This is a genomic window from Blastococcus jejuensis (assembly GCF_039534705.1).
GTDB lineage: Bacteria > Actinomycetota > Actinomycetes > Mycobacteriales > Geodermatophilaceae > Blastococcus_B > Blastococcus_B jejuensis.
The window spans coordinates 652577-672629 of the sequence record NZ_BAAAVV010000002.1; the positions used below are offsets into that span (position 1 = coordinate 652577).

20 protein-coding genes are annotated in these 20053 nt (G+C 72.6%); 10 read left to right on the forward strand and 10 right to left on the reverse strand.

Annotated features, from left to right (window positions below):
* Positions 1-86 precede the first annotated feature (86 nt).
* Positions 87-1307: an ABC transporter substrate-binding protein gene (locus ABD644_RS06825; RefSeq protein ID WP_344687948.1), complete on the reverse strand. Its 1221-nt coding sequence runs from the start codon at positions 1305-1307 to the stop codon at positions 87-89.
* A gap of 200 nt (positions 1308-1507) precedes the next feature.
* Here ABD644_RS06825 and ABD644_RS06830 point away from each other — a divergent pair, with 200 nt between their 5' ends.
* Positions 1508-2362 carry a PaaX family transcriptional regulator gene (locus ABD644_RS06830; protein ID WP_344687949.1) on the forward strand — a complete coding sequence of 285 codons (855 nt, stop codon included), beginning with the start codon at positions 1508-1510 and terminating at the stop codon, positions 2360-2362.
* A 45-nt stretch (positions 2363-2407) separates the two neighbouring features.
* Here the strand turns inward: ABD644_RS06830 and ABD644_RS06835 are convergent, their stop codons facing one another.
* Entirely contained in the window at positions 2408-2959 is a 552-nt protein-coding gene (locus ABD644_RS06835) for a DUF6158 family protein (protein ID WP_344687950.1), read from the reverse strand.
* 77 nt (positions 2960-3036) lie between these two features.
* On the reverse strand, positions 3037-5391 hold the full coding sequence (locus ABD644_RS06840; RefSeq protein ID WP_344687951.1) for a bifunctional salicylyl-CoA 5-hydroxylase/oxidoreductase: 2355 nt from the start codon (positions 5389-5391) through the stop codon (positions 3037-3039).
* 141 nt (positions 5392-5532) lie between these two features.
* Between ABD644_RS06840 and ABD644_RS06845 the strand changes: the two genes are divergently transcribed.
* Both ABD644_RS06845 and ABD644_RS06850 read left to right on the forward strand, forming a co-directional pair.
* Positions 5533-6309 carry a cyclase family protein gene (locus ABD644_RS06845; RefSeq protein WP_344687953.1) on the forward strand — a complete coding sequence of 259 codons (777 nt, stop codon included), beginning with the start codon at positions 5533-5535 and terminating at the stop codon, positions 6307-6309.
* The gene (locus tag ABD644_RS06850; RefSeq protein WP_344687954.1) at positions 6306-7925 is read left to right on the forward strand and encodes a thiamine pyrophosphate-binding protein; all 1620 of its coding nucleotides are present in this window, start codon (positions 6306-6308) and stop codon (positions 7923-7925) included. Before ABD644_RS06845 ends, ABD644_RS06850 begins: the two co-directional genes overlap by 4 nt.
* 13 nt (positions 7926-7938) lie before the next feature.
* On the opposite strand, the gene ABD644_RS06855 is transcribed toward ABD644_RS06850, so the two are convergent.
* Together ABD644_RS06855 and ABD644_RS06860 are read right to left on the reverse strand one after the other, a co-directional pair.
* Positions 7939-8625 carry a GOLPH3/VPS74 family protein gene (locus ABD644_RS06855; protein WP_344687955.1) on the reverse strand — a complete coding sequence of 229 codons (687 nt, stop codon included), beginning with the start codon at positions 8623-8625 and terminating at the stop codon, positions 7939-7941.
* 50 nt (positions 8626-8675) lie between these two features.
* Positions 8676-10283 (reverse strand): AMP-binding protein, encoded by a 1608-nt coding sequence (locus tag ABD644_RS06860; protein ID WP_344687957.1) that lies wholly within the window; start codon positions 10281-10283, stop codon positions 8676-8678.
* Positions 10284-10397: 114 nt separating this feature from the next.
* Here ABD644_RS06860 and ABD644_RS06865 point away from each other — a divergent pair, with 114 nt between their 5' ends.
* Positions 10398-11228 (forward strand): PaaX family transcriptional regulator, encoded by an 831-nt coding sequence (locus ABD644_RS06865; RefSeq protein WP_344687959.1) that lies wholly within the window; start codon positions 10398-10400, stop codon positions 11226-11228.
* A gap of 64 nt (positions 11229-11292) precedes the next feature.
* Here ABD644_RS06865 and ABD644_RS06870 read toward each other — a convergent pair whose 3' ends face one another.
* On the reverse strand, positions 11293-11694 hold the full coding sequence (locus ABD644_RS06870) for a RidA family protein (RefSeq protein ID WP_344687961.1): 402 nt from the start codon (positions 11692-11694) through the stop codon (positions 11293-11295).
* On the reverse strand, positions 11691-12449 hold the full coding sequence (locus ABD644_RS06875) for an SDR family NAD(P)-dependent oxidoreductase (protein WP_344687962.1): 759 nt from the start codon (positions 12447-12449) through the stop codon (positions 11691-11693). The genes ABD644_RS06870 and ABD644_RS06875 overlap by 4 nt, the downstream gene beginning before the upstream one ends.
* A 69-nt stretch (positions 12450-12518) precedes the next feature.
* On the opposite strand from ABD644_RS06875, the gene ABD644_RS06880 reads away from it, so the two are divergent.
* A complete protein-coding gene (locus ABD644_RS06880; protein ID WP_344687964.1) occupies positions 12519-13316 on the forward strand; it encodes an enoyl-CoA hydratase-related protein in 798 nt (265 codons plus the stop codon).
* Between the two features lie 32 nt (positions 13317-13348).
* The gene (locus tag ABD644_RS06885; protein WP_344687965.1) at positions 13349-13882 is read left to right on the forward strand and encodes a gamma carbonic anhydrase family protein; all 534 of its coding nucleotides are present in this window, start codon (positions 13349-13351) and stop codon (positions 13880-13882) included.
* On the opposite strand, the gene ABD644_RS06890 is transcribed toward ABD644_RS06885, so the two are convergent.
* The 3 genes from ABD644_RS06890 to ABD644_RS06900 are packed head-to-tail and all read right to left on the reverse strand — an operon-like array spanning position 13866 to position 15705.
* On the reverse strand, positions 13866-14276 hold the full coding sequence (locus tag ABD644_RS06890) for a Rieske (2Fe-2S) protein (protein WP_344687966.1): 411 nt from the start codon (positions 14274-14276) through the stop codon (positions 13866-13868). The two genes, ABD644_RS06885 and ABD644_RS06890, sit on opposite strands and share 17 nt — an antisense overlap.
* Positions 14273-15052 (reverse strand): IclR family transcriptional regulator, encoded by a 780-nt coding sequence (locus ABD644_RS06895; protein WP_344687967.1) that lies wholly within the window; start codon positions 15050-15052, stop codon positions 14273-14275. Before ABD644_RS06895 ends, ABD644_RS06890 begins: the two co-directional genes overlap by 4 nt.
* On the reverse strand, positions 15049-15705 hold the full coding sequence (locus ABD644_RS06900) for a hypothetical protein (RefSeq protein ID WP_344687968.1): 657 nt from the start codon (positions 15703-15705) through the stop codon (positions 15049-15051). The genes ABD644_RS06895 and ABD644_RS06900 overlap by 4 nt, the downstream gene beginning before the upstream one ends.
* 100 nt (positions 15706-15805) lie before the next feature.
* On the opposite strand from ABD644_RS06900, the gene ABD644_RS06905 reads away from it, so the two are divergent.
* From ABD644_RS06905 to ABD644_RS06920, 4 genes are read left to right on the forward strand one after another with little or no spacing between them, the layout of a single operon-like run.
* On the forward strand, positions 15806-16882 hold the full coding sequence (locus ABD644_RS06905; protein WP_344687969.1) for a catechol 2,3-dioxygenase: 1077 nt from the start codon (positions 15806-15808) through the stop codon (positions 16880-16882).
* Positions 16882-17793, forward strand: a complete 912-nt coding sequence (locus ABD644_RS06910) for a catechol 2,3-dioxygenase (protein ID WP_344687970.1) — start codon at positions 16882-16884, stop codon at positions 17791-17793. The genes ABD644_RS06905 and ABD644_RS06910 overlap by 1 nt, the downstream gene beginning before the upstream one ends.
* 10 nt (positions 17794-17803) lie before the next feature.
* The gene (locus ABD644_RS06915) at positions 17804-18913 is read left to right on the forward strand and encodes a histidine phosphatase family protein (protein ID WP_344687971.1); all 1110 of its coding nucleotides are present in this window, start codon (positions 17804-17806) and stop codon (positions 18911-18913) included.
* On the forward strand, positions 18910-20022 hold the full coding sequence (locus tag ABD644_RS06920; RefSeq protein ID WP_344687973.1) for a PEP/pyruvate-binding domain-containing protein: 1113 nt from the start codon (positions 18910-18912) through the stop codon (positions 20020-20022). Before ABD644_RS06915 ends, ABD644_RS06920 begins: the two co-directional genes overlap by 4 nt.
* The last annotated feature ends 31 nt before the right edge of the window (positions 20023-20053 follow it).

Genomic DNA, 20053 nt, shown 5'->3' on the forward strand with positions numbered 1-20053 from the left:
GATCCCCTCTCCGCGCGGATCGGCGACCGTGGCCGGGAGTGGTTCCTCCCGGCCACGGCCGCCGCCGCGGTGCTAGCGCGGCTGGACTAGGGCTGCGGCTGGACGCCGAGGTCCTGGACCACGGTGTTGAGCAGTGTGCCGCCTTCGTCGGCGACCTCGCGCAGGTAGATGTGCTGCTCCGGGGTCTGGTTCGTGAAGCTCCACGGTCCGCGCGGGCTGTCGTCGATCTCGCCGACCCCCTCGAGCGCCTCGGCGATCGCCGGGCCGGAGACCTCGTCGACGTCGGCGAGCGCCCGGTCGAGCACGTTGGCCGCGTCGTAGGCCTGCACGGCGTACGTCGTCGGCAGCTCGTCGTAGGCCGCCTGGTAGGCCTCCACGAACGCGGCGTTGGCCTCGTTGTCGATCTCGGTGGAGTAGTGCAGCGTCGTCCGGACGCCGACGGCCGACTCGCCCTGGGCGTCGAGCACGCTGCCCTCGGTCAGGAAGCCCGAGCCGTACAGCGGGATGCTGTCCTTGAGGCCGAACTGGTCGTACTGCTGCACGTAGCTGACCGCCTCGCCGCCGGCGTAGAAGACGAACGTGGCCGCCGCGCCCGAGGACTGCACGCCGGAGAGGAAGGGCTGGAAGTCCTGGGTGGTGCCGAACGGGGTGAGCGCCTGACCGGCGACGGTGCCGCCGGCGGCCTCGTAGGCCTCGATGAAGCCTTCGACGACCTCCTGGCCGGCCGCGTAGTCCGGCGCCATGACGTAGACCGGCCCGACGCCCTCCTCGCCGAGGTAGGTGCCCATCGCCGCCGCGATCTGCTGGTTGGTGAACGACGAGCGCCACACGTACGGGCTGGCCGCGTCCTGGGTGATCGCCTCGGCGCCGGCGTTGGCGACGATCAGCGGGATCTCGGCCTCGGTGACCTGCTCGGCCACGCCGAGGGCGGTCGCCGAGTTCACGATGCCGACCATCGCGTCGACGCTGTCCTCGGTCAGCAGCCGCTGGACGGCGGGCACGCCGGTGTCGGGGCTCTCGCCCTCGTCGGCGATGACGGTCTCGACCTCGTAGTCGCCGAACATGCCGTCGTTCTGGTCCAGGAAGAGGTCCCAGCCCTGCTGCATGTCCTCGCCGAGCGGCGTGTAGACGCCCGCCTGGGGGATGACCAGGCCGACGCGGACGGTGCCGCCGCCGTCGCCTCCGCCGTCCGAACCGCCGTCGTCGCCACCGAGGCTGCCGCCGCCGCAGGCAGCGAGCGTCAGGGCCAGAGCCCCGGCCCCGAAGGTTGTGGTCAGACGTCGGCGGGCGAGGAACGGGGGCGCCATTGCACACTCCAGAGGGTCGCGCGACGTGCTACAGATGCACGTCCGTCGCTGATGCAGCCTGTAGTGTCCGGCCCATGTGTGTCAAGCCTCACAGTGGAGACGGAGGACTTGTTACACATCGGTGATGTGACCCGCCGGTAGGCGTTCCGCCGGGACGGGCCGGACCTGGGTCGGACCGGCATTCGACGGGAGGTGCAACGATGTGCCCCGTGGAGGTCGTCGACGGGCCGGTCGTCACCCGGCGTCAGGAGCTCGGCGCGGCCAGTGCCCGCAGCCTGCTGCTCACCGTGCTGGGGGAGTTCGTGCTGCCCGAGGGGCGTCCGGTCTGGACGGCCACGCTCATCGATCTGCTCGCCGACCTCGCGGTGGCCGAGAAGGCCGCCCGCCAGGCGATCATGCGCACCGCCGACAGCGGCTGGATCGAGGCGAGCCGGGTCGGGCGGGAGACCCGGTGGAGCCTCACGCCCGCCGGCACCCGCCTGCTGCGCGAGGGCACCGACCGCATCTACGGCTTCGCCGCCGACGAGCGACCGTGGGACCGGCGCTGGCTGGTGATGACGATCGGCGTCCCCGAGAACAACCGGGCGCTGCGGCAGCGCCTGCGCACCCGCCTGGGCTGGACCGGCCTGGGCTCGGTCAACGCCACCACGTGGGTGACACCCCGCGTCGACCGCGAGCCCGAGGCCTGCCACGTCCTCGAGGAGCTGGGGCTGCTCGCCGGCAGCTGGTCGTTCGTCGCGACCGCCGGCCGGCTCGGCGACGAACGCACTCTCGCCCGCACCGCGTGGGACCTCGACGCGATCGAGCGCCGGTACGAGGACTTCCTGGACCTGGTCGGCCGCCCTCGCCCGCGCACCGACCGGCAGGCGCTGGTCGCCCAGGTCCGCCTGGTCCAGGAGTGGCGACGCTTCCCGCTGCTGGACCCGCGGCTGCCGCGCGAGCTGCTCCCCCCGCGCTGGAGCGGCAACCGCGCCGCCGAGGTGTTCCGCGAGCGGCACGCAGCCTGGGCGACGCGCGCCCGGACCGCGTGGGCGGAGCTGGCCCGCCACGACTGACCGCGGGCGGACAGGGGCCACGGTGGCCATTGGGGCCTCTTCGCGTCAGGCCGAGACGGCGTGCTGCTCGAGCCAGGCGCGGCCGGCGTCGGTGATCACCCGCACGTCGCGGTCTGCCTGCAGCAGCGGCGGGTCCTGCCGGTAGAGCTGGGCGACCAGGTGGCTGTCGGGGGCCAGCTGGCGGGCGAGCTGGTGGGCCTCGAGCTTGTGCATCCGGCCGTCCGGGGCGTCGGCGAACCGGCGCAGCAGGTCGATCTGGGCCTGGACCGGGTCGCGCCGGTGGCTGCTCTCGGCGGCCGCCGAGGGCTGCTCGTCCAGCAGCGCGGTGATCGCCCGCGAGAAGGTCTGCACGAGGTCGCGGATCCGGTCGTCGCGCGAGGGCGCCTCCGCTTCCCCGCCGGAGCCCTGCCAGGTCCGCTGCGGGTGCCGCCGCAGGTACTCCTGCTCCAGTTCGAGCATCCGCTCGGTGTGGGTGCGGAACTGCTCGGCGGTGCCGTGCAGGAAGACCCAGTGCCGCATCGCGTGGGCGTGCACGCCTTGGCGTTCGAGTTCCTCGTCGGACAGTTCGCGGGCCGGGATCCCCGGTCGGTCGGTCATGGCCGCTCCCTCGCTCGGTTCGACTGTGGGTTCATCGTGGTGGGTGGGCGGGGCGGTGTCACCCCGGTCTCTGTAGGTCAGGGGCGCCAGCGCGCGTGCCGCGTGCGCGGCTCGCCCCGGCGGACCAGTTCGAGCCGCGGTCGCGGGCCCTCGTTGCGCCCGGTCTGCGGACGGCGGCTGCCCGCGGCGTACGGCTGCGGCCAGGTGACGCCGGGCCCGCTGTACTCCTGCTCGGCGGCGGCGTGCAGCGTCCACTGCGGGTCGTAGAGGTGGGGGCGGCCGAGCGCGCAGAGGTCGGCCCGGCCGGCCAGCAGGATGGAGTTGACGTCGTCGTAGCTGGAGATCGCCCCCACGGCGATCACCGCGATCCCGAACTCGCGGCCGACCTCGTTGCGGATCCGGTCGGCGTAGGGCGTCTGGTAGCTGCGCCCGAACGCCGGGCGCTCGTCCTTCACGACCTGCCCCGTCGACACGTCGATCCCGTCGGCTCCGTGCTCGGCGAAGGCCCGGGCCACCGCGACGGCGTCGTCGACGTCGGTGCCGCCCTCGAACCAGTCGGTCGCCGAGATGCGCACCGTCATCGGCCGGTCGGCCGGCCAGACCGCGCGCACTGCGTCGAACACCTCGAGGGGGAACCGGAGTCGGTTCTCCAGGGAACCGCCGTACCGGTCGGTGCGGTGGTTGGACAGGGGTGAGATGAACGAAGAGAGCAGGTAGCCGTGCGCGCAGTGCAGCTCCAGCACGTCGAACCCGGCCCGCGCCGCGGCCTCGGCGTTGCGCACGAACTCGTCCCGGAGGTCGCCGAGCTCGGCCTCCGTGAGCTCGCGCGGCACCTGGTTGGCGGGGGAGTAGGGCACCGCGGACGGGGCGACGACCTCCCAGTTGCCCTCGGGCAGCGGGTCGTCGATGCCCTCCCACATGAGCTTCGTGGAGCCCTTGCGGCCGGAGTGGCCGAGCTGGGCGCCGATCTTCGCGTCGGTGGCCGTGTGCACGAAGTCGACGACGCGCGTCCAGGCCGCCTCCTGCTCGGCGGACCAGAGCCCGGAGCAGCCGGGGGTGATCCGGCCCTCGGGTGACGTGCACAGCATCTCGGTCATCACCAGGGCCGCGCCGCCGAGCGCCTTGCTGCCGAGGTGGACGAGGTGGAAGTCGGTGGGCACGCCGTCGTGGGCGGAGTACATGTCCATCGCCGAGACGACGATCCGGTTCTTCAGCTCCAGGGGGCCGAGCCGGAACGAGTGGAACATCGGCGGCCGCGGCTCGGCCGGCACGGGCTGGGAGCGTGCGAACCACGCGTCGATTCCGGCCACGAACTCGGGGTCGCGCAGCCGCAGGTTCTCGTGGGTCACCCGGCGACTGCGCGTGACGATGTTGAACGCGAACTGCTCCGGCTCCTGGTGCACGTAGTGCCCGATGTCCTCGAACCACTCGAGGCTGGCCTGGGCGGCGCGCTGCGTGGAGAGGACCACCGGACGACGCTCCTCCTCGTAGGCGGTGAGCGCGGCCTCGAGGTCGGGGTGCTCGTGCAGGCAGGCGGCCAGGGCGAGCGCGTCCTCCATGGCGAGCTTCGTGCCCGAGCCGATGGAGAAGTGCGCGGTGTGCGCGGCGTCGCCGATCAGCACCAGGTTGCCGTGCCGCCAGGTCTCGTTGCGCAGCGACAGGAAGTTCAGCCACTTCGAGTTGTTGGCGAACACCCGGTGACCGTCGAGGACCCGGGCGAACAGCTGCTCGACCAGCTCGATGGACTTCGTGTCGCTCTCGCCGGGTGGGAGGTCCACGGTCGCGACGTCGCCGAACGCCCGCTGCCACACCTCGTCGTGCATCTCGACGATGAAGGTGCTGCCGGTGCGGTCGTAGGGGTAGCCGTGGATCTGCATGACCCCGTGCGGGGTCTCCTCGACGTAGAACTTGAATGCCTCGAAGACCAGGTCGGTCCCCAGCCACATGTACTTGCAGCGCCGGGTCTCGAAAGTCGGGCGGAAGACTGAGGCGTAGGCGGTGCGCACCTGCGAGCGGGCGCCGTCGGCGGCCAGCACGAGGTCGTACTCCGCGCGCAGCCGCTCCGGGTCGGGCGCCTCGGTGCGGAAGTGCACCGTCACACCGAGGTCGGCGCAGCGCCGCTGCAGGATGCCGAGCAGCTCCTGGCGGCTCATGGCGGCGAAGCCGTGCCCGCCCGACGTCGTCGTCGTCCCGCGGAAGTGCACGTCGATGTCGTCCCAGCGGGCGAAGTGCCGCTGCATCTGCGCGAAGACCACGGGGTCGGCGTGCTCGATGCCGCCGAGGGTCTCGTCGGAGAAGACGACGCCGAAGCCGAAGGTGTCATCGGGTGCGTTGCGCTCCCACACCGTCACCTCGTGGGACGGATCGAGCTGCTTGACCAGCGCGGAGAAGTACAGGCCCCCGGGGCCTCCGCCGACAACCGCGATGCGCATGGGCCGTCCTCCAGATCGGTGGCCCGACTGTATGCCGCGTGTGCGACGGTCGTCAACGATGCGCTACAAGACCAGTAGGCATTCCGGCGGAGGGCCGGCCACGGGATGCTCGGGCGGACCGCCCCCAGCGAAAGGACCTCCATGCCCCTCCTCGCCGACCTCGCCGACGCGCTCGCCTCCGGCACCGTCGAGGTGCTCGACCTCACCGCGCCGCTGTCCGCGCAGACGCCGGTCATCCAGCTCCCGCCGCAGTTCGCCCAGACCGCGACCTTCGAGCTGGAGGAGCTCAGCCGCTACGACGACCGGGGCCCGGCCTGGTACTGGAACAACTTCCGGACCGGGGAGCACACCGGCACGCACTTCGACGCCCCCAACCACTGGGTGACCGGCCAGGACGGCGACGACGTCGCCTCGGTGCCGGCCGCGCGCCTGGTCGGGCCGGCGGTCGTGCTCGACTTCTCCGCGGAGGTGGCCGCGGACCCCGACTTCCTGCTCGAGGTCGACCACATCCGCGCGTGGGAGTCCGCTCACGGGCCGCTGCCCACCGGCGGCTGGCTGCTCTACCGCACCGGGTGGGACGCCCGGTCGTCGTCGCAGGAGGAGTTCCTCAACGCCGACGACGCCGGGCCGCACACGCCGGGGGTCTCGCCGGCGTGTGCCCGCTGGCTGGCCGAGGAGGCCCCGGTGATCGGGTTCGGGGTCGAGACGGTCGGCACCGACGCCGGGGCCGCGCACTCCTTCGACCCGCCCTTCCCCTGCCATGCGGCCCTGATGGGCAGCGGCAAGTACGGGCTGACCCAGCTGCAGAACCTCGCGCAGCTGCCGGCCACCGGTGTGCTGCTGATCGCGTCGCCGCTGCCGATCGTGGGTGGCTCCGGGTCGCCGGCACGGGTGCTGGCCCTGGTCGAGCGCGGATGACCGTCGCGGAGGTCGTCGGCCGGGCGCTCGTCCGCTCCGGGATCGACACCGCGTTCGGCGTCGTCGGTTCCGGCAACTTCGTCGTCACCAACGCGATGGTGGCCGCCGGCGCCCGGTACGTCGCCGCCCGGCACGAGGGCGGCGCGGCGACGATGGCCGACGCGTACGCCCGGATGACCGGGCGGCCCGCGGCGGTCACCGTGCACCAGGGGTGCGGCCTGACCAACGGGCTGACCGGCATCACCGAGGCGGCCAAGAGCCGGACGCCGCTGGTCGTCGTCGCCGCGGAGGCGACCTCGCCGCGGTCGAACTTCTCCGTCGACCAGGCCGCGCTGGCCGCGGCGGTCGGCGCGGTGCCGATGCGGGTGGACTCGGCCGCCGAGGCGGGGGAGCGGGCCGCGGCGGCCGTCGCCACCGCCGTGCGGGACCGGCGCGTCGTCCTGCTCAACCTGCCGCTCGACGTGCAGGGACAGGAGGCGTCCGCCGGGCCGATGGCCGCGCTGCCGGCGTCCATGGACGTGGTCATCGACCGACCCGGCGTCGCCGAGCTGGCCCGCGCCCTCGAGACCGCTCGCCGCCCCGTGTTCGTCGCCGGTCGGGGGGCGCGCGGCTCGCGCGCGGCCCTGGAGTCCTTGGCCGAGCGGTGCGGGGCGCTGCTCGCGACCTCCGCCGTCGCCAAGGGGCTGTTCGCCGGCAACCCGTGGTCGCTCGACGTCTCCGGCGGCTTCGCCTCCCCGCTGGCCGCCGAGCTGATCAGCGGCGCTGACCTGGTCGTGGGGTGGGGCTGCCAGCTCAACATGTGGACGATGCGGCACGGGCGGCTGATCGCCGACGACGCCGTCGTCGTGCAGGTGGACCTCGACGCCGACGCGCTCGGCGCCCAGCGCCCGATCGCGTTCGGGGTGGTCGGGCCCGTGCGCGCCGTGGCGGAGGCGGTGGTGGAGTGCGAGCCGCGGACCGGCTACCGGACGCCGGAGGTGCGTGCGGCGATCGCGGAGCGGGTGCGCTGGCGCGACGTGCCGTTCGACGACCTCGGCGGCGGCGGCCGCATCGATCCGCGGGCGTTGACCATCGCGCTGGACGACCTGCTGCCGGCCGAGCGGGTCGTCGCCGTCGACTCGGGCAACTTCATGGGCTACCCGAGCATGTTCCTCGACGTGCCCGACGAGTTCGGCTTCTGCTTCACGCAGGCGTTCCAGTCGATCGGCCTCGGCCTGTCGACGGCGATCGGTGCGGCGCTGGCCCGCCCCGACCGGCTGCCGGTCGCCGCCCTCGGAGACGGTGGGGCGCTGATGGGCGCCTCCGAGCTGGAGACCGTCGTGCGGCTCGGGCTGCCGATGGTGGTGGTCGTCTACGACGACGCCGCGTACGGCGCCGAGGTGCACCACTTCGGGCCGCACGGGCAGCCGCTGGAGACGGTCCGGTTCCCGGAGACGGACTTCGCGTCGATCGCCCGGGGGTACGGCTTCGAGGCGGTCACCGCGCGCGCCGTCGAGGACCTGTCACCGGTCGCGGACTGGCTGGCCGGACCGCGCATCGCGCCGCTGCTGATCGACGCGAAGGTGGCCGCCGACGAGCCGTCGTGGTGGCTCGAGGAGGCGTTCCGGGGGCACTGACGGGAGGACGACGTCAGCCGCCGCTTCCTCCCGGGAACGTGGCCGACGAGGTGGCTGCGATGACGACAGCATGCATGCTGTCGATGGCTCCGCGAACGGACTTCGCCGCCCAGTTCCCTTCGGCGATCCCCTTCGCCCGCCCGTTCAGCTCACGCTTGGAGAGCCCGACCGCCTCCGGATCCACTGCCCGGTGCGCCGCCCTCAGTGCGTACAGCAGCGAGATGAGGGCACCGGTCCTCGGGTCCGAGGTCGTGCCGTTGCGCAGGGCCGTCTCGAGTTCTGCTCGGATCGACGTCTCGTGGGCGGCGTCCGCGGCCGGCCAGCGGTGGCTGGGGAAGATGCCGAGCACTCGGCCCTCCTCGGCGTGGAGGACGCCACCCTCGGTCAGGCGCTCGTACAGCCGGCCTCGAATCCGCTTCCCCAGCGCAGTCACGACGCTCTGCGGCTTCGAGCCCTCCTTCTGGCCGACCGTGGCCAGGGCCTCGTCGAGCAGGCCGTCGCCGGTGGGGCCGGGGTTCCTGACGAGCAGGCGCCCCTGCCGCAGGGCCTCGTCGGGACCGGCGACGTCGACGTGCCCCGCCAACGCGAGCTCGATCAGCAATGCGCCACCGAGCGCCAGGTCCACCTCGTCGCCGGACGCGGTCGGCTTCCCGGTGTCGTCGTCGGTCAGGAGCAGCAGGAGGTCCTCGGCGAGGAGCATCGGGCGAGCCTAGGCAGGAGCACGGCGGTGCGGTGCGTTCCGGGTGCTGGCTAGCGCAGCTTGTACCGCTGCAGCTTGCCGGTGCTGGTGCGCGGGAGCTCGTCGAGGAACTCCACCGCGCGCGGCCGCTTGTAGGGCGCGATCGCCTGCTTGACGAAGTCCTGCAACTCCTCGGCGGGGACGTCCCGCGTGCGGTCGGGGTTGAGGACGACGAAGGCCTTCACGATCATGCCGCGCTCCTCGTCGGGCGCCCCGACCACCGCGCAGTCGACGACCTCGGGATGCCCGAGCAGCGCCTGCTCCACCTCCGGCCCGGCGATGTTGTAGCCCGACGAGACGATCATGTCGTCGGTGCGGGCCTGGTAGTGGAAGTAGCCGTCGGCGTCGCGCACGTAGGTGTCGCCGGTGACGTTCCAGCCGTGGCGGACGTACACCTCCTGCCGGTCGCCGCGCAGGTACCGGCAGCCGGTCGGCCCGCGGACGGCCAGGTGCCCCGGCGTCCCGTCGGGCACCGGCTGCCCGTCGTCGTCGAGGACGGCGGCGGTGTACCCCGGGACGGCGCGGCCGGTCGAACCGGGCCGGATGTCGTCGTCGGCGGCCGAGATGAAGATGTGCAGCATCTCCGTCGCCCCGATGCCGTCGATGATCTTCAGGCCGGTCGCCTCGTGGACGGCGCGCCACACCGCCTCCGGCAGCGCCTCGCCGGCGGACACGGCGCGGCGGACGCCGGCGAGCTTGTCGGCGGCGCCCGCGGCGAGGATCGCCTTGTAGGCGGTGGGCGCGGTGAAGACGACCGTGACCCCGTGCCGCGCGATCGCGTCGGCGAGCAGGTCCGGCGTCGCCTTCTCCAGCAGCAGCACGCTCGCGCCGACGCGCATCGGGAAGACCACCAGGCCGCCGAGACCGAAGGTGAAGCCGATCGGCGGGGAGCCGGTGAACACGTCGCCGGGCTCGGGGCGCAGCACGTGCGCCGAGAACGTGTCGGCGATGGCCAGCACGTCGCGGTGGAAGTGCATGGTCGCCTTCGGCCGGCCCGTGGTGCCGGAGGTGAAGGCCAGGAGGGCGACGTCGTCGGCGGCGGTGTCGACGTCGTCGAAGCTCTCCGGCTTCCCGTCCGCCAGCACGCCCAGGTCGCCCGCCGCCCCGAAGGTCGCCGTCCGCAGGTCGGGGATCGCCGCCTTCTGCAGGTCCTCGACCAGCCGGGCGTCGCACAGGGCCACCGTCGGCGCGCACATCTGCGCCATCGTGGCCAGCTCCCCGGCGCGCAGCAGCGGCATCGTGGTCACCGCGACCCCGCCGGCCTTGAGGACGGCGAACCAGCAGGCGACCAGCCACGGCTCGTTGAAGCCGCGCAGCAGGACCCGGCCGCCCGGCACCAGGCCGAGGTCCTCGACGAGGACGTGCGCGATCCGGTTGGCGTGGGCGCGCAGCTCGCCGTAGCTCCACGTCGGCCCGTCGGGGGTGCGCAGGCACGGCCGGTCGGGGCCCAGACGGTCGATGGTCGCGTCGAGCAGTTCCGTGGCGCAGTTGAGCCGGTCGCCGTAGCCCAGCGGGCCGAGGTCGAGCACCGGCCACAGGTCGACCGGGGGCAGGTTGTCGCGGCAGAACGTGTCCTGGTGTGCCGACCGGCTCAGGACGGCGGAGGGGTGCTGCGTCATCGAAAGACCTCTCCAGAGGCGGTGATCCGGCGCCAGTATGGCGGTTCACTAACGGGAGTCAACAAGGCGCAATGGACGGGTCCGTCGCGGGCCCGGCGTCGCTATCGTGTGCCGGTGACCGTCGTCGAGGAGGCAACCGGTGCGCCGGAGAGCCCGTCCGGGGCACTGCAGCCGCGCCAGCTGATCGTCACGCTCTACGGCCTGTATGCGCGGGAACGGGGCGGCTGGCTGTCGATCGCCTCGGTGGTGCGCCTGATGGCCGATCTCGGGGTGGAGGAGCCGGCGGTCCGGTCGTCGATCTCCCGGCTCAAGCGCCGCGGGCTGCTCGACGCGCGGCGGGTCGACGGCGTGGCCGGGTACGCGCTCACCGGCGTGGCGCAGGAGATCCTCGCCGACGGCGACGCGCGGATCTTCGGCCGGCGCCGCGCGGAGGAGGCCGACGGCTGGCTGCTCGTCGTCTTCTCGGTGCCCGAGTCGGAGCGCGACAAGCGGCACCAGCTGCGGTCGCTGCTGACCCGGCTCGGCTTCGGCACCGTGGCCCCGGGCGTCTGGGTGGCGCCCGGGCACCTGGCCGACGAGGCGGCCGAGGTGCTGGAGCGCCGGGGGCTCGCCGGCTACGTCGAGCTCTTCCGCGGCGCGCACCTCGGCGAGGTCAGCGTGGCCCGCTGGTGGGACCTCGACGAGCTGCACGCCCGCTACGCCGAGTTCCTCGACCGCCAGGAGCCGGTGCGCGACGTGGCGGAGACGACCCCCGCCCGCGCGTTCGCCGACTACGTGCGGCTGCTCACCGACTGGCGCCGGTTGCCCTACGCCGACCCGGGCCTGCCGCTGGCTCTGTTGCCCGCCGACTGGAACGGTGCCCGCGCGGCCGACCTGTTCGCCGACCTGCGCGGTCGGCTGGCCGGCCCCGCGCACGACCACGCCCGCCGCCTCATCGAGCCCTGATCCCAGCTTTCCGTACCGAAAGCGGCGGTGGGGGCGTGCGCTTTCTGTACCGAAAGCGGGTCTGTCAGGTGGGGAGGGCAGCGATGCCCTGGACCTCGACGAGAGCCTCGTCGTCCCAGAGGCGGGCGACGCCGATGCCGGCCATCGCCGGGTAGTCGCTGCCGACCAGCCGCTTCCACACGCCGCCGATCTCCCTCGCGTGGGCGCGGTAGTCGGCGAGGTCGACGGCGTAGACGGTCAGCGTGGCCAGCTGCTGCGGCTCCCCGCCGGCCGCGCGCAGCGCGGCGAGCAGGTTGCCGAGCGCCTGCTCGAACTGGGCGACGACGCCGTCGCCGACGATCCGGCCCTCGGCGTCCAGCGCTGTCTGCCCGGCGAGGAACACCGTGCGGCCGGGGCCCGCGACGACCGCGTGGGAGAAGCCGGCCGGCCGGGCCAGCTCCGGTGGGTTGACGCGCTCGAGGCTCACGACTGCACCGCTCCTCCGTCGACGTTGATGCCCTGCCCGGTGATCGCCGCGCTGGCCACGCACAGGAGCACCGCGTCGGCGACCTCCTCCGGGTCGATCAGCCGCCCGATCGGCTGGCGGCGCTCGAGCGCGGCGCGCGCCTCCTCCGCCGACCGGCCGGTGGTGGCACTGATCGTGGCGACCGTGCCCGCGGTCATGGGGGTGTCCACGTAGGCGGGGCAGACCGCGTTGACGGTGACGCCCTTCCGGGCGACCTCCGCGGCCGCCGACCGGACCAGCCCCAGCAGCCCGTGCTTGCTGGCGGTGTAGGCGCTGACGTACGGGTCGCCCTGCTTGGCGGCGATCGACGCGATCGCGACGACGCGGCCCCACCCTTGGTCCACCATGCCCGGCAGCACGCGGCGCATCAGCCGGAACGGCGCGGTCAGGTTGAGGTCGAGCATCTGGGCCCAGTCCTCGTCGGTGGTCCGTGCCAGCGGGGCCGACGTGGCGGCGCCGGCGTTGAGCACGAGCACCTCGACGGGACCGCCCCACTCCTGCTCGACGCGGGAGACGACGGCGTCCGCGGCGGCGGGGTCGGTCAGGTCGGCGGGGACGACGAGGGAGGGGCCGGGCAGCCGGGCGGCCAGCGCGTCCAGTTCGTCGGCGCTGCGGGCGGTGAGCGCGACGGCGTGGCCCTCGGCGGCCAGCCGCTGGGCGACGGCCGCGCCGATCCCGCGCCCGGCGCCCGTGACCAGGCAGCGACGGGCGGGCACGGCCGGAGCTTGCCACTTCGCGGTGACGCCCGTCAACATGGCGACATACCCGACGAGGAGGCGCCAACGATGAAGCCCGAGGAGTTCACCGACATCCACTACGCGGTGGAGGAGGACAACCACGCGGTCATCACGATCGACCGGCAGGAGCGGATGAACTCCTTCCGCGGCCGCACCGTGGACGAGTTGATCTCGGCGTTCAAGCACGCCTGGGCCGACCGCCGGGTCGCCGCCGTCATCCTCACCGCCGCAGGCGAGCGGGCCTTCTGCACCGGCGGCGACGTCAAGGAGCGCGCCGAGACGGGCGGCTACGGCGAGACCGAGTGGGGCACCTTCGAGATCGAGCGACTGCACCGGATCATCCGCGACATCCCGAAGCCGGTCATCGCCGCCGTCAACGGCATCGCGATCGGTGGCGGCCACGTGCTGCACGTGCTGTGCGACCTCACCGTCGCCGCCGAGAACGCCACGTTCGCCCAGGCCGGGCCGCGGGTCGGCTCGTTCGACGCGGGCTTCGGCTCGGCCTACTTGGCGCGCGTGGTGGGGGAGAAGCGGGCCCGGCAGATCTGGTTCCTGCTCGACCGGTACGACGCGGCGACCGCCGAGCGGTGGGGGCTGGTCAACGAGGTGGTGCCGAAGGAGGAGCTGCTCGACAAGGCGCGCGAGTACGCGCGGAAGATCGGCTCCTATTCGCCGACGGCGATCCGCTTCCTCAAGCACTCGTTCAACGCCGACAGCGACCACATGAGCGGCATCTCGCACCTGGCCTTCGACGGGCTGGCGCAGTTCGCCGAGAGCCCCGAGGGGATGGAGGGCGCGCGGGCGTTCGCCGAGAAGCGGCCGCCGGACTTCTCGCCCTACCGCTGACCCCGAGAGGGCCCTCTCTAGGCTCCGGCCCCATGCCGCTGTTCTCGTTCGAAGGCCGGTCGCCGCAGGTCCATCCCGAGGCGTGGATCGCGCCCACGGCCACCCTGGTCGGCGACGTCGTCGTCGAGGCCGGCGCGTCGGTCTGGTACGGGGCGGTGCTGCGGGCCGACTTCGGGCGCATCGTGATCCGGGCCGGGGCCAACATCCAGGACAACTCGGTGCTGCACGGCGGCGACGACCCCGAGACCGAGATCGGCCCGGGGGCCACGGTCGGCCACATGTGCGTCGTGCACGGCGCGGTGGTCGGCGCCGAGGCGCTGATCGGGAACGGCGCCACCGTGCAGGACGGGGCCCGGATCGGCCGGCGGGCCCTGATCGGGGCGCACAGCCTGGTGCCCCCGGGGGCGCAGATCCCCGACGAGGTGCTGGCACTCGGTTCCCCGGCGCGCGTCCGGGGTCCCCTGTCCGCGGGGGCGGCGGGGTGGGTCGACGGCAACCCGTCGATCTACCAGGAGCTGGCCCGCCGGCACGCCGCCGGGGTCGTGGAGGTCAGCCCGGGCGCCTGAGACGACCATCGTTCGCGCGAGCCTGGGCCAGCAACCACTCGCGCATCGACCGGCGAGGTGCTGCTGGTGGCAGGGACACCTCGACCCACCCGTCGGTGACCCGGGTGGGGTAGAGGGTGGCGCGCACCTCCGGCAGGTCGGAGCGCTCGCCCGTGGCCAGGTCGAACCGCCAGAAGTGTCCGGGGCAGGTCAGCACTCCGTCCTTGACCAGCCCCCGGGAGAGCGGGATGTCGCGGTGCGGGCAGCGGTCGAGCATCGCGACGAACTCGCCGCCGGGTCGCCGCACCACGCAGATCCGAAGGTCACCCTCGTCGGCGTTGCCGACGATCTTGCCGACGGGCTGCCCCGCGTCGACCTCGTCGACCCGGCAGACGCGGCGCCATTGCTCGGTCATCGCTGCCCGCCGAGCCCGGCCGAGATGCGCAGCGCGGTCTCGACCACCGGCCGGGCGAGGTGCCGCAGACCGACGGTCACGTCAGGGACGCGGGCGGCCACGGACACCGCGGCGACCACCCGGCCGAGGGGGTCGCGGATCGGTGCCGCGATGGAGGCCATACCGGGCTCGGACTCCCCACGGTTCTCGCCGTACCCCTGCCGGCGGACCGTCGCCAGTTCGGCGAGGAAGGCCGAGCGCGACGTGATCGACCGCGGCGTCTTCGGCGTCAGGCGCATGTGCTCGACGGTGCGCCGCTGCTGCTCCGGGGGGAGGGCGGCCAGCAGCACCTTGCCGGTCGAGGTCACGTGGGCGAGGTTGCGACTGCCGACGGCCCGGAAGACCGAGATGGCGCCCGGGCCCTCCCGTCGCTCGATGTAGAGGACGTCGACGCCGTCGAGGATGGCCACGTGCAGGGTGCCGTCGGTGACCGCGCGCAACTGGTCCAGCGGGATGGTCGCCGATTCGTGGAGGCGGTGCGCTGTCTCGGCGCTGGCTCCCAGCGAGCTCATCGTCGTCGTGAGCCGGAACAGACCGGTCTCCGGGACCTTCTCGAGCAGGCCCTCGGCGACGAGCGTCCACACCACCCGGTGCGCGGTGCTCTTGCTCAGCCCGATCCGGCGCGCGAGCTGGCTCACGCCCAGCTGCGCGTTGCCCTTGCCGAATTCCCGCAGGATGCGAGCCGCGCTGGCCACGCTGGTGAGCGTCTCCGCGCCACGGGCGGCTGTCGTGCTCATCGCTTCGCGTCCAGCAGGAGGGCGGCGACGCTGGCGTCGGCCGGCGTGCCTGCCGGGAGGTCGATGCGTCCGGACGTGATCTCCCGGGCGAGGAGGGCTGCGGCGCGATGGAGGCCCAGCCGTACGCACGAGTCCAGTTCACCCACGAGGGCCTCGTCCCGGGGATGGGCCGCTCGGAGGCGGGCGAGATCACGGGCGGTGCTCGAGTGGCGATTCGCCAGGGCGACCCCGGAGTGCTGGGCGTGGTGCCCGGTCAGCCCCCCACCGACCGAGACCGTGAGGTGGTAGACCACGTCGCTGATGCCGAGCGCCTGGCGCACGGCCTCCGGCGTGTCCTCGGCGAGGACGCCCAACTGGGGCGCGACCGTCGGGTCGTAGAAGCGCAGCGCCCACGTCGTCCCGTCGTACTCGTCTTCGAGCTCGACCTCCTGCCCCCGCGGGGGCGGCAGGCGATCGGTGGTGGCGACGAGGTGCAGGTCGCGACTGGCTGCAGCGACCACCGTCAGGTGTCCGGCGGCGACCAGTGGCAGTCGGCCTTGGTCACCCGGCGCCAGATGGCGTGCATGGCCGAGGTAGGCCACGTGCACGGTCCGCACGTAGTCCTGGACGATCCCGCGCATCTCCTCGGGAGACGGGGACGAACCCTCGTTCACGGGCACCAGCCTGGCTCGGTCGTGGGCGGTTGATCATTGGTGTCCCGCATAGCGGAACACAGGAGCCTGGCCGCGTCGAGGGGGCCGTACGTTTCGCCGCATGTTCGATGTTGCCGGCGTCACAGTCGCCGCAGACCTGGCCGAGGGCACGCCGCCGGGTGCCCGTCGCGTGACGGCACCTGGCGCTCCCCGTGACGGCATGCGGGTCGACCCGTCCGACACCCGACAGGCCCGCCGGAGCACGGTGGCCGGGCGGCCCCGCGGCATCCTCCGTCTCGGCCACGTCGACGTGACCGTGACCGACCTCGACCTCACGTCCGCCTACTACACCGAGGTCATGGGGATGGAGGTCGTCGCGCGGGACGAGGACTCGGTGTACCTCAAGTGCTGGGACGAGGAGGACCACCACTCGCTCCGGCTGCGCTACGCACCGCGGGTCGGCATGGACCTCATGTCCTTCAAGGTCCACCACGAGGACGACCTCGACGACCTCGAGAACAAGGTCTCCCGGTTCGGCTTCCCGGTTCAGCGGATCAGCCGGGGGGAGTGCCTCGGCCAGGGCGAGTCCATCCGCTTCTCCACGCCGAGCGGTCACGTCATGGAACTGGTGCACGACGTGGAGAAGGTCGGCACCTCGCGTCTCCAGCACGGGCCGGAGAAGGGCGCCCCCGGGCCCGGGTTCCGCGACCGCATCGCCCCGCCCCGGATGGACCACATGCTGGTCACGGCCGAGGAGGTCGGGGAGGCGAGCCAGTTCTACATGGACGTGCTCGGCTTCCGGATCACCGAGCAGCTCCTCGACGGCAACGGCCACCAGCTCGGCGCCTGGCTGGAGCGCTCCCACTCACCGCACGATCTGGCGATCGTCCACGGGCCGAACGGCGGCCTGCACCACTTCGCGTTCTGGCTCGACGACTGGGACGACGTGCGCGACGCCGCCGACATCCTCGCCTACAACGGCATCCAGCTCGACGTCGGACCGACGCGTCACGGCGTCACCCGGGGCTCGACGATCTACTTCTTCGACCCGCTCGGGACCCGCAACGAGGTCTTCACCGGCGGCTACCGGCCGGACCCGGACTTCCCCACGCTGACCTGGACCGAGGACAACATCGGGCGCGCCGTCTTCTACTACGAGGGCGAGCTCAACGACCGCTTCATGAAGGTGCACACCTGATGACGATCCTGCGACTGTCCCACGTCGAGATCCGCGTTCCCGACCTCGAGCTGGCCACCGCGTACTACTGCGAGGTCGTCGGCATGATCGAGACCGCGCGGGAGTCCTCCCGGGTGTTCCTCAAGTGCTGGGACGAGCACCAGCACCACAGCGTCGTCCTCACGCTGGAGCCGACCCACGGGCTGAACCACTTCGGCTTCAAGGTGACCGACGCCGGCGACCTGGACCACTACCAGGAGCGGCTGGAGGCCGTGGGCGTCCCGGTGCGCCGGTACGGAACCGACGAATGGGCTCCCGGTCACGGCGAGTCGATCCGCTTCCCCCTGCCGAGCGGGCACGAGATGGAGCTGGTCCACGGGATGCAGCAGGTCGGCAACCTGCTCCCGCAGACGAATCCGCCGCCGCGACCCATGGGCCTCGTGGGCATCGCCCCGCCGCGTGTCGACCACGTGTTCCTCACCGCTGAGGAGGTGGACACGAACAGCCATTTCCTCACCGAGCACCTGGACTTCCGGCTCACCGAGCAGGTCCTGGGCGACGACGGCTTCCAGATCGCGAGTTGGTTGGAGGTCTCCCACCGTTCCCACGACATCGCCTTCATCACCGGGCCCAACGGTGGGCTGCACCACTTCGCCTACTGGGTGGACGGCTGGAACGACCTGCGCAGCGCGGCCGATGTCTGCGTCTACCACGGGGTCAACGTCGAGACGAACCCGACGCGGCACGGCGCCACCCGCGGTCAGTGCCTCTACTTCTTCGACCCGGCCGGCAACCGCAACGAGATGTTCACCGGTGGCTACTGGGTCGACCCCGGTTCCGAGCCGATCACGTGGACCGAGGCCGAGATGGGGCGCGCGATGTTCTATTACGACGGCGTGGTCAACCAGAAGTTCCTGACGGTGCACAGCTGACGGCCGCGCGATGACCATCGACGAGCAACTGGAAGCGGCGCAACGGCCGGCCGCCAACGCATCGCCGGCGCTCCCGCGCACCGAGCGGACCGATCCTCCGGCGTACCTCAATCGCCACCTCACCCGGCGGCGGGGCCAGACCGCGTCGCCCACGGACGAGCCGGGCGACAGCGCCGGTGACCAGGCCGGTGACGACGCGACCCCGCTGTACCTGCGGCGCTTCCGGGAGCGCGACCACCACAGCGACCCGGTCACCTACGACGGCGACGTCGTCGGGTCCTCGCGCGCCTGGGCCGAGGTCACCCGCACCAAGGAGATCGTCCCCGAGCGACGCGACCAGCTCGCCTCGGTGGACTGTGACATCTACCTGGTCCGGCACGGCGAGACGCAGGGCTACTCCTCCGAGTCCGGCCTCACCCCGCTGGGTTCGTGGCAGGCCCACCGGAGGGGTCAGGAGCTGGCCCGCCGCGTCACCGACGGGATGGCCCTCGAGCTCGTGTGCGCCCCGACGAACCGGGCTCGTCAGACCGCCGAGCACCTGCGGCGGGGGCTGCTGGACAACCTGCGTCTCTTCGGCCGGGACGCCTCGATCAGCGAGACGCACGACGACCTGAACTTCCGCAACTTCGAGGTCGCGACACCCGAGGGGCCCCGCGACGTCACGTCGGCGTTCCGGGTCTACCACCGCGAGATGGAGAAGTACGAACGCGTGGGGCTCGGCGAGCGGCCGGGCTGGCTGGTCGACGTCGACCGCTTCTGGGGTATCCAGCAGGGCGGGGGAGACCCGATCACCCACTGGCTGACCATGCCGATGCTCCACTTCGAACCGCCGGTGTCCTGCGTCCGTCGGTTCTGGCGTGGCATCGCGGCTCTCCGTGAGAACACCGCCGCCAAGCAGATCGTCGTCGCGACCCACTCCGGTCCCATCCGGGCCTTCGCGACCGCCGCCATGGGCTACGACCCCGGTGAGCCGTTCAACACCGAGTTCGTCCGCGTGCGACTCGTCGCCGGCGGCACGACTGCCCTGGTCCTCTACCGCAACCGGGTCCAGGAGGTCGTGATCCCCGACCTCGACGCCCTGCCGCCCAACTCCGACCCCCGCTTCCAGGAGGAACGATGACCGACCGCCACACGGCCATCCCCTTCGACCAGCTCGCGCCCGAGCACCACCCGCTGGTCGGGGGCAAGAGCGCGTCGCTCGGCACGATGAGCCAGGCCGGCCTGCCCGTCCCGCCGGGGTTCGCGGTGACCACCGACGTGTTCGCGGACGCGAAGCACGCGTCAGGGCTGATGCCGCGGATCCACGAGCTGTTCGACTACGTCGACGGGACCGGCTCGGCGAGCGTGGCGAGTGTCGCCGAGCAGGTCCGGGAGATGGTGCACGGCTGGCCGTTGCCCGAGGTGCACGAGAGCCGCATCCGCCGGATGTACGCCGACCTCTGTGCCCAGTGCGAGGTCGACGACCTGCCGGTGGCGGTCCGCTCGTCGGCCACCGTCGAGGACTCCCCGGACGCCTCGTTCGCCGGCGAGCACGACACCTACCTGTGGGTCTGCGGCGCCGACGCCGTCCTCGACAAGATCCGTGCCTGCTGGGCGAGCCTCTACACCGAGCGGGCCATCGCCTACCGGCTGGACATGGGCTACGACCACGCGAAGGTCGACATGGCCGTCGCGGTGCAGAAGATGGTCCGCCCCCGGACGGCGGGGGTGGCCTTCACCCTCGACCCGAGCAACGGGGACCGCTCCGGCATCTGCATCGACGCCGCCTGGGGGTTCGGTGAAGGTGTGGTCTCCGGGGACGTGACGCCCGACAACTTCCTCGTCGACAAGGTGATGTGGTCGATCAACCGCCGGACGATCAGCCCGAAGACCCACGCGCACCTGCTCATCGAGGACGGGACGTCGGAATGCCCCCGGGTCGGGCGCGTCCCGCTGCCCGAGCACCAGGTGGACGTGCCGTCGTTGACCGACGAGGAGATCCTCGCGATCGCCCGGCTCGCTCGCACGGCGGAGAAGCACTACGGCTGCCCGCAGGACATCGAGTGGGCCGTGGACGACGACCTGCCCGCCGGCCGCGACGTCGTGCTGCTCCAGGCCCGCCCCGAGACCGTGTGGAGCAAGCGCAGGCACGCGATCGGTGCGAAATCCGACCTCGTGTCCTCGATCGTCGACACCCTCGTGAATCCGCTCTATGCCCGGAGGGGGAACCGGCCGGCCCAGCCGGCCTGACCCGGGTCAGGCACGACCGCGCCCGTGCGGA